Origin of the sequence: Pedobacter sp. UYP1 (assembly GCF_040547305.1) — a bacterium.
Taxonomy (GTDB): Bacteria; Bacteroidota; Bacteroidia; order Sphingobacteriales; family Sphingobacteriaceae; genus Pedobacter.
Genome location: NZ_JBEPPL010000012.1, coordinates 171,432 through 183,099, shown reverse-complemented (window position 1 = coordinate 183,099; position 11,668 = coordinate 171,432). Strand labels below are relative to the sequence as shown.

At 39.1% G+C, this 11,668-nt stretch carries 11 protein-coding genes; 2 read left to right on the top strand and 9 right to left on the bottom strand.

Annotated elements, in window-relative coordinates:
• The first annotated feature begins 2 nt into the window (after nucleotides 1–2).
• Nucleotides 3–860 carry a helix-turn-helix domain-containing protein gene (locus ABIB30_RS20615; protein ID WP_354304930.1) on the top strand — a complete coding sequence of 286 codons (858 nt, stop codon included), beginning with the start codon at nucleotides 3–5 and terminating at the stop codon, nucleotides 858–860.
• Between the two features lie 77 nt (nucleotides 861–937).
• On the top strand, nucleotides 938–2,125 hold the full coding sequence (locus tag ABIB30_RS20610) for an FAD-dependent oxidoreductase (RefSeq protein ID WP_354304929.1): 1,188 nt from the start codon (nucleotides 938–940) through the stop codon (nucleotides 2,123–2,125).
• Between the two features lie 32 nt (nucleotides 2,126–2,157).
• Here the strand turns inward: ABIB30_RS20610 and ABIB30_RS20605 are convergent, their stop codons facing one another.
• The 9 genes from ABIB30_RS20605 to ABIB30_RS20565 form a co-directional block, all read right to left on the bottom strand.
• Nucleotides 2,158–2,508, bottom strand: coding sequence for a nuclear transport factor 2 family protein (locus ABIB30_RS20605; protein WP_354304928.1), 351 nt, complete (start codon nucleotides 2,506–2,508; stop codon nucleotides 2,158–2,160).
• Nucleotides 2,509–2,565: 57 nt separating this feature from the next.
• Nucleotides 2,566–5,277 carry a PAS domain-containing protein gene (locus tag ABIB30_RS20600; RefSeq protein WP_354304927.1) on the bottom strand — a complete coding sequence of 904 codons (2,712 nt, stop codon included), beginning with the start codon at nucleotides 5,275–5,277 and terminating at the stop codon, nucleotides 2,566–2,568.
• A 54-nt stretch (nucleotides 5,278–5,331) separates the two neighbouring features.
• Complete coding sequence (locus ABIB30_RS20595) at nucleotides 5,332–6,183, bottom strand: GNAT family N-acetyltransferase (protein ID WP_354304926.1); 852 nt, start codon at nucleotides 6,181–6,183, stop codon at nucleotides 5,332–5,334.
• A gap of 148 nt (nucleotides 6,184–6,331) precedes the next feature.
• Nucleotides 6,332–6,973 carry a flavin reductase family protein gene (locus ABIB30_RS20590; protein WP_354304925.1) on the bottom strand — a complete coding sequence of 214 codons (642 nt, stop codon included), beginning with the start codon at nucleotides 6,971–6,973 and terminating at the stop codon, nucleotides 6,332–6,334.
• 1 nt (nucleotide 6,974) lies between these two features.
• Nucleotides 6,975–7,691: an SDR family NAD(P)-dependent oxidoreductase gene (locus ABIB30_RS20585; RefSeq protein ID WP_354304924.1), complete on the bottom strand. Its 717-nt coding sequence runs from the start codon at nucleotides 7,689–7,691 to the stop codon at nucleotides 6,975–6,977.
• A 34-nt stretch (nucleotides 7,692–7,725) separates the two neighbouring features.
• Nucleotides 7,726–8,562, bottom strand: coding sequence for a phytoene/squalene synthase family protein (locus ABIB30_RS20580; RefSeq protein ID WP_354304923.1), 837 nt, complete (start codon nucleotides 8,560–8,562; stop codon nucleotides 7,726–7,728).
• Nucleotides 8,563–8,568: 6 nt separating this feature from the next.
• Nucleotides 8,569–9,183, bottom strand: coding sequence for a MarR family winged helix-turn-helix transcriptional regulator (locus ABIB30_RS20575; RefSeq protein ID WP_354304922.1), 615 nt, complete (start codon nucleotides 9,181–9,183; stop codon nucleotides 8,569–8,571).
• A 221-nt stretch (nucleotides 9,184–9,404) separates the two neighbouring features.
• Entirely contained in the window at nucleotides 9,405–10,949 is a 1,545-nt protein-coding gene (locus ABIB30_RS20570) for a cryptochrome/photolyase family protein (RefSeq protein WP_354304921.1), read from the bottom strand.
• 107 nt (nucleotides 10,950–11,056) lie between these two features.
• Nucleotides 11,057–11,551: a DUF892 family protein gene (locus tag ABIB30_RS20565; RefSeq protein WP_354304920.1), complete on the bottom strand. Its 495-nt coding sequence runs from the start codon at nucleotides 11,549–11,551 to the stop codon at nucleotides 11,057–11,059.
• Nucleotides 11,552–11,668 lie beyond the last annotated feature (117 nt).

The following is an 11,668-nucleotide window of genomic DNA, read 5'->3' as shown; positions in this document are numbered from 1 at the left end:
CGATGCCAAAAAAAAGCAATCACATTCATGTAAATACATTGCCTTCTGGAGTTAGAGAAGGAATATTTATTGGAAGAAAATTTTTCAATGGCCCCCCTGATATTAAAGAAGTCGAGCGTCCACATCGTGACAATGGGCATCTATTTATATTACAGGAGAAAGGAACGACCCATATTGAAATTGACTTTCAAAAACATCGTATAGAAGCACCCTCTATTATCTACGTACATCCTGATCAAATACATCGCGTAATCGCATTTGAAAATGCAACAACCACCAGTTGGATAATCACCAGCGAAAACCTGTATCAGGAAAACCTGGTGTTACTCACCAATCTTACCCCCGTTAGTGCTTTGGCTCTAAAAGCGGAGACATTTTCTATCATTTCAGAAACAGCTGCGCTCTGCATACAATTTTCTGAAAGGAAATACGAAAAGCTATTCGACTCCATTCTAAAAGAAGGTTGTAACACCTTAGTCACATTAATTATATCCCAGTATTTAGCGCAGTCTAAAGCCATTGATAATTATTCACGCTTCGAAATAATTACTAAATCATTCAAATCCACATTAGAACATGATTTTACGAAGATAAAAAGTCCAATGGCCTATGCGAAATGCCTGAATATATCTACTCCTTATTTGAATGAATGTGTAAAAAAAGCAACTGGGCATTCCGTTTCACACCATATACAACAGCGTATTATTTTAGAAGCCAAACGCCTGCTCTACCATTCTAATAAATCAATAAAAGAAATTGCAGGTGAGCTTGGCTATGATGATTATTCTTATTTTATCCGGTTCTTTGTGAAAGTTACCGGGATGACGCCCGTAATTTTTCGGACTAAGAACTTCGATTAGTCCTATACTCACTGCGTATTGGCATTGCTTGCGCTGTGTATTAGATGTTCCTTTGTCTCAAGAAAAATGATAAAGAAATGGAAGCAATAAATCTATTACAAAATAAGGAAATAGCAATCGTAGGTGGTGGCCCGGCCGGCTTAACATTAGCCAGGCTTTTACAGCTTAAAGGAGCAAATGTGAAAGTTTATGAAAGGGATTTCAACAACGAAGCACGTGTGCAAGGTGCAATTGTCGACTTACACTTTGAATCTGGTCTTAAAGTTATGGAAGCCGCAGATTTGATGGATGCTTTCAAAGCTAATTACATGCCTGGGGCTGATAAGTTTCGTGTAGTTGACAAGGAAGCGAAGATTCTCGCAGATGAGCATGATCAAAGTTCTGATGAAAGTTTTGGCGACGAATATTTTAGACCAGAGATTGACAGAGGTGCGCTAAGAAACATTTTAATAGCTGCTCTTCTGCCGGATACAGTTGTCTGGGATAGTCAATTTGAGCGCATGGTACAAGTAAATAATGCCTGGGAACTCCAATTTAAAAATGGCACAACCGCGACCGCAGACCTTGTGATCGGAGCAGAAGGGTATCGCTCAAAAATCCGTCCTTATGTAACAGACATTAAAGCGCTGTATTCCGGCGCAACCATTATCCAGGGTGAAATAGATTATCCTGAAAAGGAATGTCCTGAAATCTATGCTTTAGTTGACAATGCCAATCTTATTGCGATGGGCACCGGAAAAACTATCGCTGCACAACCAAGAGGTGATGGGGGGCTCACGTTTTATGCTTCCTCTCTTTATCCAGAAGATTGGATCAGGACCGGCGGTATAGATTTTAATGACAGCGAAAAAGTTTATGCTTACTTAGTGAACTACTACGAAGGATGGGATCCAATATTTTTTACACTTTTTAAAGCATGTAATCATTTTGTTCCAAGACCCCTGAATTATTTTCCTTTAGATCAGCATTGGGATGCAAAACCGAACCTCACACTTATTGGAGATGCAGCGCATTTAATGCCCCCTTCTGGTGAGGGTGTTAATACGGCCATGCTTGATGCCCTGGATTTAAGTGAGTGTTTGACCAGTGGCGAATTTCAAAATATAGAAGCTGCCATTGCAGCATATGAAAATCAAATGCGGGCAAGAGCAAACTTATTAGGACATGAGGCACTCGAAGGGATAAAAGATTTTTCCTCCCCTTCTGATGAATCAATTAAGAAATTCATAGCGCAGTTTACACAGACTGGATTATCAAAAGAATAGCCTCAAAAGGGGCTTTCTTTTATGCTTTACATTTAATCTGCTTTGATCACAAAAGCCTTTAATCCGGCCATTTTTCCATCGCGAAATTTCCAGACGTCGCAGTATGAATAATGAGCCGTTTTTCCATTTTTATCTTTCAGGCTGATTTCCCCTACTGCTGAAACAAAATCTCCATCGCCAATTAAGTGGTCGACTTTAAACTTCGGAGGCTCAATGTATTCTTTTAACATATATTGCCGGACGGCTTCTTTTCCTGTCAACGTTTGTTCACCTACAAATGTCCATACCGTATCATCCGTACAAAATGCAAGAAACCCTTCATTATCTCCGCTGGTGACAGCCTCGTTTGCTTTTCTTAAAATTTCTTTATTGTTTTCAACCATGGTATCATTAATTTAAATTAGTTAATCTGTTTGTTATCGACAATAACAACTCTATTATCAGGTTGGAAGATGCACAGTAAACAATGATCCTTTGTCCCGCCGGCTTTCCACAGAAATCCTCCCCCCATGTCTTGATACAATATTATGAACCAAGAATAGTCCTATCCCAAAACCACTGTAATATTTTTCATTATGCCCCTCTACTCTAAAGAAACGGTCAAATACCTTTTTTTGATCTTTTTCCTCGATCCCAATGCCGTAATCTTTGACAGCTAGCAGCACTTCATCTTCTTCAAGGGTTACTGAAATATCGACAATTTTGCTGGAAGGTGAATACTTAATGGCATTAGCAATCAAATTGATTAGCACCTGACTAAGTCGATCTCTATCGGCGATAACCTCGATACCTGTACCAACAGCTAAATGAAAGAAATGCTGCTGATGACTTAAACGGAAATCTTCGACCACCTCGGTAACCAAACCATCAATAAAAAAGCGATCCTTTTTCAAATCCATCCTGCCTGCATCAATCCGGCTCAGGTCGAGCATATCGCCTATAAGTCCGGTCAATTGCAACAGCAATACATCCATCCGCGATAAAGAAGAATTCAGCTTACCCAAAAACTCCGGGCCAGTTTCCCTGGTAAGCAACCTCAACAGTAATTGCACATGCCCCTTGATAGAGGTCACCGGGGTTTTGAGCTCATGGCTAAGCATGCTCACAAAGTCGCTCTTGCGCTGTTCTTCCTCTTTTAGCGACTGGATATCGGTCGTAGAGCCTACCCACATAACTATCTTTCCCTGATCGTCTAATATGGGCGAAGCTACGTTAAGGTGCCAGATATAATCTCCGTCAATATTCTTGAAACGCATCTCAGAAACATGAGGAACACCTTTTTCAGACGCCTCTGTAAGTCCTGCATGGAAAGCTGGAATTTCGTCAGGATGCATCATCTGGCGATAGCCAAAATCCCGAAGATCCTCAAAACTCATCCCCGCAAAATCCACCCATTGTTTATTAAAGAACGTTACTTCCCCATTGGGAAGCGCATTGGAAATCTTCGCAGGCACCAAATCAGCCAACCTTCTGAAATGCTGCTCACTCTCCTCCACCAGTTTTCTGGAATTCACTTGCTCGGTCACATCTACTGCGACTACAAGGATATCCGAAACTGCCCCATCTAAACCAGCAACTGGCTGGTAAACTACATTAAAGAATATCTCTTTTAATATCCCGTCATGCTCCAGCATCGCCATGATTTCATTGGCATAAAAAGCATCCCCGGATGTATATACCTTATCTAATATCCCCAGAAAGGGCTGTCCTTCCAGTTCAGGAAGTGCCAGGGCAAGCGGAAGGCCGACAATTTGATTTGTCTTTCCCCAAACCTGCAAAACCTTTTGATTTGCCGTTTCCACTAACAAGTCCCTGCCATGTAATACCCCGATCGCAACCGGCGCCTCCTGGATAAGGAATTTAAAACGCGCCTCGCTCTTCGCCAGCTTATTATTTGAAATAGAAAGTTGATTATTCGCTGAAGCTACTTCCTCCGCATATTTTTCCAATAATCGTCTTGAAAGTACCCTTTCAGTAATCTCAAAGGACATCACAAGTACACCATTTCTATTGCCCTCCAGATCCGAAAGCGGCTGATAAGTATAGTCAACATAGGTTTCCCGTATTGTTCCATCATTCATCGTAAACAGCACCTGGCTTTCTTTTACATCGAGCACCTCTCCCGTTTCCATTACCCGGCGCAGCTGCCCGGCAAAAGGCTGATCGGCAAGATCTGGTAATATCTGTAGAAATGGCTTTCCAATCACTTCCTCCCGGGATTTTTCCCAGTAACACAGATTAGTATCATTGATCATCTCCACTACAAGCTCTTGCCCACGAATCACCACGACCGAAGCAGGCAACATATTCAATATCTTTTCAAGGTTATCAGTGGCCTGATCAGACTTTAATCTGCTCTGCAGCGTATGAGTTACCTCAATCGCAAAATTAAAGATTCCGTCTACCTCACCCTCCTGGTTAAATCTTGGGACATAGTTAAAAGTAAAGTACCGGTCAATAGTCGGCCCATTCTCAGTCTTTGAAATTGAGACCAGCTGTTCCTGGAATTCAGCAGGTTTACCTGTACGGTAGACTTCTCTTAACACCCCGGCAATTTCTGTCTCCACCAGTTCTGGTAACGCCTGAAAGAACGGCCGGCTCAGAAGATCTCTTCCTGGCAGCAGTTGTTGATACTTCGCATTTACAAGCTCAATGACAAAGTCTTCTCCAGAAAGTACGGCAATTCCCGCAGGCGCCTGGCTGATAGATTCATATAGACGATCGCGCTCCCTTTCAGCCGCTTCACGGGCAGCAGAAATCTTTTCTCTATTACGCACTTGAGTAGTATTCTCCAGCACCCAGACAGCTACCTTGCTGATGGTGGCATTTTCGTCGGGCACGGGGGCATAAACAAAAGTTACATAGATCTTTTCCTCCTTGCCATGACGTACCAGCATCAGGCTGACCTCGTCTGCATAATAAGATTTTCCCGTAGCAACTACCTGCGAAAGAGCCTCCTCATAATATGCTCTAACCTCTGCAAATGGTTCCCAGAAAGACTTTCCAAGGATAGCATTTTTCTCTTTCCCGGCAATCTCCAGAAACTTATCGTTAACTATTTCTGCTACAAGTCCATCTGTATTAAGTATACACAACCCTATTGGGGCACTATCAACTATGGCCTTGAGCAGCGGACTGTCTGTTAAATTCATTATTTATAAAAAACACTAAAGTATGCTAATAAATGTGCAAAGGCAAAAATACCCTTATTTATCCTCTACCAGACGGTCCATTTCAAACTGTGCTATTTTTTCACGAAGCCCCAGACTTTTCAGAAATTCCATAGTGGCAACAGAAGTATGATCTACATTATAAACGTAGACATCTTGCTGTTTAACGAATTCATTGATATAGGAAAATATTTGACTACCAATACCCTTACGCCTATAGGCTCCGGCAACTGCGAACTGATTTATCTTTCTTGATGCTGGATTAAGTATGGCATATCCTACCAATAGATCATTGTTATAAGCTCCGATAATGTGACAGTGTTCTTTACTATTTTCCAATGACTGGCCAGCGTTTTGCCACGATGGAATAATGTCCCAAAAAGAGAAGAATCCGGCCCAGTTAAAGCTGTCAATTTTCTTCAATGCAATTATTGAAGTGTGTTTTTTGATATCAAGTTTCCCTGCATAACAGTCCATTTTTCTGGTAACAGTATATCCCATTTTCTCATATGCTTTTATTGCAGAATGATTTTCTGTGATCACTTCCAGCAGCATCTTCTTTACCTGTAATTTTTTCAATTCAGGGAGTAAATAAATATACATTTCACGCACTAATCCTCTCCCCCTATAGTCTGGAATCACTCCTGTAGCGGCATTATATACCAATGTTCCCTGGTCGCTATCTCTTAATCCATGGAGCATACAACCCACCATTTTATCTCCATCAAATACTCCAGTTGATAATTTAAGTTGAATATCCTCTGCTACAATTTTTGATTTCAATAGCTCCAAAGACATTTGCAGCGGTACGATATAATCCGAAAATGATAAATTGATAACAGACACCAATTTTTCAAGCTCAATATTTTCTAAGTTTTTAATTTCCATATACACTAACATTCAACCACTGTAATACTAATTTCACTTCATCCAAAAATAAAAAAATATGAAACTATTAATTACATTTTTCTATTATTTAGTGGTTTTTACAGGAAATGTTCAGCTTATACTATTTTTGTCAGTTATATATTTGACATTACGATTTGTTTAATTCGTGGGTTTCAATCCCTGGCTTTGCATAAGCCAAACGCCCAATAAACTCAGGAAGAAAATAGGAATCCAACCCAGCAACAGTCATTGTCTTCGCTTTAACGTGGTCAATCGCACCATCTGTTGCAATCATTTTATCATCGGCCAGTATCTGAACAATTTCTCCAATCAGAATAGTTGTACTGTTAATTTCTATATCGACGACCTCTCTTAGTTCCAAACCAATACGAATAGTAGACTGTTGAACAAAAGGTGCTTTAAAACCATCAACGTACAATTTTTTCAATCCACAGGCGTCAAATTCAGATACACCAGCGGGATAAGAAGCACTGGTCTGGTGTGCCTGCATATACCAATCTGGTAATACATTATTTAATGTATATTGTCCTGTTGATTTAATATTTGTGAGGGTGTCATTGTGCGCGCGTTCTGGCCGTATTACCAAACCCAGAAGTGGTGGATTAGCACCCAGGTGAAATGCGGAACTAATGATACATAAATTAGTAATCCCTTCATTACTGATGGTTCCTAAAAGGTTTAGAGATTTGTATCCAACTAAGCTATTGATCAGGCTTATCCTGTATTGCTTTTCTAATTGATAAATCTGATCACGCTGAAGTCTTTCCATGTTAACTTGTTTTCAATTTTCCTAAACCGCCATCTACCCCAATTACCTGCCCCGTCATCCAACCGCTCTCCTCTGCTAATAAAAAAGCGATTAAATTGCTTATATCTTCCGGCTGTCCAATCTTTCCTAAAGGATGCCGTTTAGCGGAAGCTTCTCGTTTTTCGGGCGTACCTAGTAGATTTTGTGCCAGTGGCGTATTCGTAAGAGATGGTGCGACAACATTAACACGTATCTGTTGAATTGCAAATTCAGCAGCCAATGATAGTGCTAATCCTTCTACAGCAGCTTTTGCAGCTGCGATACTCGCATGATAAGGCATCCCTGTTTTAGCGGCGACAGAGCTAATCAAAACTATCGATGCAGCGCCGGCGTTTTTTAACTGTTTAACAGATTCCTGGATTATACGTGCGGCCCCTAAAACATTAATCCGGTAGTCATTTAAGAAATCGTCTTCCGTAAGTCTATTGAAAGGTTTAAGGGTAATGCTGCCAACCGAATAAACCAGTCCATGCAACTCTGTTGGCAAAAAACCATTAACAGCATTAAGGTCCCCGGTCACATCCGCCTGAAGATATTGAACCTCTGCTGGCCAATCTTCAGCTATGGACCTTGAAATCACATATATATTTGCATTTTGCTGATGAAGTAGCTTAACCAGTGATAAACCTATCCCAGAGCTGCCACCGACAACAAGGATATTTTTTTTATGAAAATTCATGATCCTATATTTAAGATGCTGTACAAAAAGGCTGTTATATCGTATTGGTCTTGTATCGGATTATTGAGTCGAACATCAACCCAAACTTACGGGCATTGGAAATACGGATTCTTTCGGTCATTACTTTTTCAGCAGGACTGTTTTTAATCTTGTTGAATAACTTTTTATAATATACATAGGCAAGATAAACACCGTTTCTGGCAGATGCAGGCAACTGCCGGATTCCATCTAATGCCAATTTGAAGTCCTCTTCGATATCGTCTTCTATCATTGATTTTTCAATATTAGAAAAGGTGGCCAGATCCACATTTGGAAAATAATTGCGGCTTAATGTGTAATAGTCCGCATTTACATCTCTGAGAAAATTTATCTTTTGAAATGCAGCACCCAATTTCATTGCCGGATTCTTCAGTTTTTCATAGGCTGTTTTATCCCCTTCTGTAAAGACTTGCAAACACATTAAACCTACCACCTGAGCAGAGCCCAGAATATACTGATCGTATTTTTCAACCGTATAATATTCCTGTTTGAGATCCATTTCCATGCTCTGAATAAATAGTTCAATAAGCTCTTTCTCAATATGATATTTGTTTACCACTTGCTGGAAAGAATTTAGTACCGGATTCAAACTGATTCCATCAGCAATAGCTTCAAAGCAATCCCTTTTAAACTTAGCTAGTAAAATGTCTTTATCAAACTCGTGAAAGCTATCAACAATCTCATCTGCCAGCCGTACAAAACCATAAATAGAATAAATAGGCTGACGGATCTTTTCATCTAAAAAGTAAATACCCAATGAAAAACTGGTACTGTAACGTTTAGTAATCATTTTACTAAACTCGTCCGATAAATTATCAAATATTTCTTTCATAGTTTCTTAAGAAATTATTCTTGTTTTCGATTCATGAAAGCTTTCAAGTTTAGTCAGCAACCTGATCAGATCCAATTTTTCAAGGTGTGATAGTGGCTCAGTCACATCGCTTGAGGCTTTTTTAATATTCTGCATACTTTCATTCAGAACTTGAGTTCCTTTTGAAGTAATATGAATCATTCTATTTCTTTTATCGCTATCCAGGGCGGCCTGTTCAACAAATCCATTATTGATCAATCTATTTACGATCTGTATTCCTGCAGACTTCTCATGAACATTTAATTTGACAAGGGCCGTTTTAGTCATACTACCAAATGAAACCAGGCTGATTAAATAAATAAATTCATCAGGAGTAGAAAAAGATGTATTAGCTATTGCTGCTTTTGCATTTAGTTTGGCATACCGATAAAGATGTACTAACGAAGTGTTAATCACACTATCAGCTGAACGTCCATTTGACTTTCCCTCCCATTCTGGCTCTGAAGTACTTTGGTAACCATTTTTTTTATAATGCTCGTTCATCCAATTCGCAAATAAGTGTCCATCCTGACTTTTATGATCAGTTTCCTTTTCATAAATTTTAATTAGCTCAATTACCTCACCTATCAAATCGTAATACATCGTCTCAAATTATTTAGTACAATTATACACCAATAAGTTCAAAATACCACTATTTGTTTGCTAAAAATTGATATATAACATTTTTTTAGTACAATTACATACTTTTATATAGATCAGAAAATAGATATTCAGTATTCGATTGACAATATCGGACAACAAAAAGTGGATTAATTTTTTAATCAGCTATAGACCTGCAACTTTAAGTACAGTTTAACCCATGATTATAACTTATCTAAATTGTTCAGACAGAAATCCGCACGCAGCAAAATTGCTTCCCTATCGCCGGGGAGCATTTTGTCCCATAGCCGGTAAACCATAGAAAGCCTATAGTTAAGATTTAGCTGAGCCCGGTGGCGGTCATGAAAATCCCAATAGAGACTGTTAAAAGGACAAGAGTTTTTTTCGGTCTTCGTTTTATAGTTATAAAAGCAATTATCACAATAATTACTCTGTTTATGAATATAGTTCGCACTAGCAGCGTAAGGTTTTGACCCAATAATTCCACCGTCGGCAAATTGGCTCATTCCCCTGGTATTTGTTATCTCAACCCATTGAATCGCATCAATGTAAATTCCGAGGTACCAGAAGTCGACATCATCAGGTTTAATACCCGCCAGTAAAGCAAAGTTACCAGTGATCATAAGTCGCTGGATGTGGTGTGCATAAGCATGTTTGAGAGACTGATCAATACTATGCTTCAGGCAGTTCATCTTTGTATTTCCTGTCCAATACCAATCTGGTAGTTTTCTGCGATGATTAAAATAATTCAAAGTTTCAAACTCTGGCATCTTTAACCAATAAATACCGCGCATATATTCACGCCAGCCTAGAATCTGCCTGATAAAACCTTCCACTTGATTGATAGAAATCGTTTTTTTATCCTGCTCCCATTTCATAAGTACAGCTGTAATCACTTCTTTTGGAGAAAGCATTTTTATATTCATCGCAAAAGATAAACGGGAGTGATAAACTGACCATTCATGCGTGTGCATTGCGTCCTGAAAAGTACCAAAGAGGGGGAGACAATGTTCAGTAAAAAAACTTAAAAGCTCCAATGCCTGTTTCCGGTTAATGGGCCAGTAGAAATGTTCAGCAATTACACTTCCAATAGTTTTAATCCCCGCTGCTTTGATTCGGTCATATGACGACTTCACGTTATTGTCAAATAATAAAGGTGTATAAGGTTTGTGATTTTTTGGCAGCTTACTCCGATTCTCTTCGTCAAAATTCCATTTTCCCCCAACTGGTTCTTTGCCAGCCATTAACACTTCATGTTTCTTACGCATTTCCCGATAAAAGTTCTCCATGAGCAGGCCTTTTTTACCGAAAAAAAATTGTCCCAGTTCTTCCCTAGTCGTATAAAAATGCTCAGTATCGTAAACTTTACTGGGGATACTCAGTTTACTACAATAGCTTTTCAACTCTTTATCGAGCCTGTATTCGTCGGGCAACTGATAGTCAAAATGTTCAATGGAATATTTTTTGATCAATGTATCGCAATTCGCCGCAAAGCTTTGTTTGTTTGATGGGGCATCAATTTTAATATATAAAGTATCGTGACCATTATTATTTAATGTCTCGGCGAAACCCTCCATTGCAGCAAAAAATGCACACACTTTTTGGATATGGTGCCAAACATAATCAGTTTCTGTGCGTAGTTCCATTAGCACATACAAAACCGATCCATCTTGTTGATTGAACCACGAATGCGTGCTATTAAGCTGATCACCTAGTATCAACCTTAAAACCTTATATTTTTTCTTCATTTTTAGCCTGACACTTCCATTGACATAAATTTTAATCTGGCTTACGATCTTTACCGATGCATTAAATTCAATGATTTGTGGAGAGAAAGTTAATCTGACATCGTCAATTATATTGTAATTACGATTACTGCTTTAGGATAGATAATGTTTTGCGAAATCTGTACCAGATAATTATAGGCATTCTGGTCATCCTTAAAGCATTGCTCCAGCAATGGAATAGCTTGTTCCAGGCCTAAAGCTTTCGCCATTTGCTGCAGAATGTTATAACCCTGAATTTTTCGCTGGAAAATCTGTTGGGAAATATGGAGGAGAGAAATATCTTTCTCCAATGAAGGGACTTTTCCTTTAACCACGTCCTCACTATATTCAAAAAAGCACGCATCAAGCGGTGAAATAATCCCAACCTTTTTTGCATTTTGTATTTCAAAGCATAGTTTTAAACGGTCAATATGCATAGGCTGATCAGAAGAATCTGGTAACAGTCCTTTGCGCAACTCATCTGTTAATGCCGCTGCCGAAAGTTTTTTCAAACAAAGAATGTACCTCTTTTCGGCAACAAACATTTCGCTCAATCTCTCCAAATAAATATTTTCAAGCATCATTCGTTAAGTTATATTAATTGGTAGAACATTTTTACAAAAAAAAAGTTTGCACCTAATATCATCTTAAAATAGAGCCCCTGACGGAGCTTTTTACAATCTTTTCGGTATAATTACTCC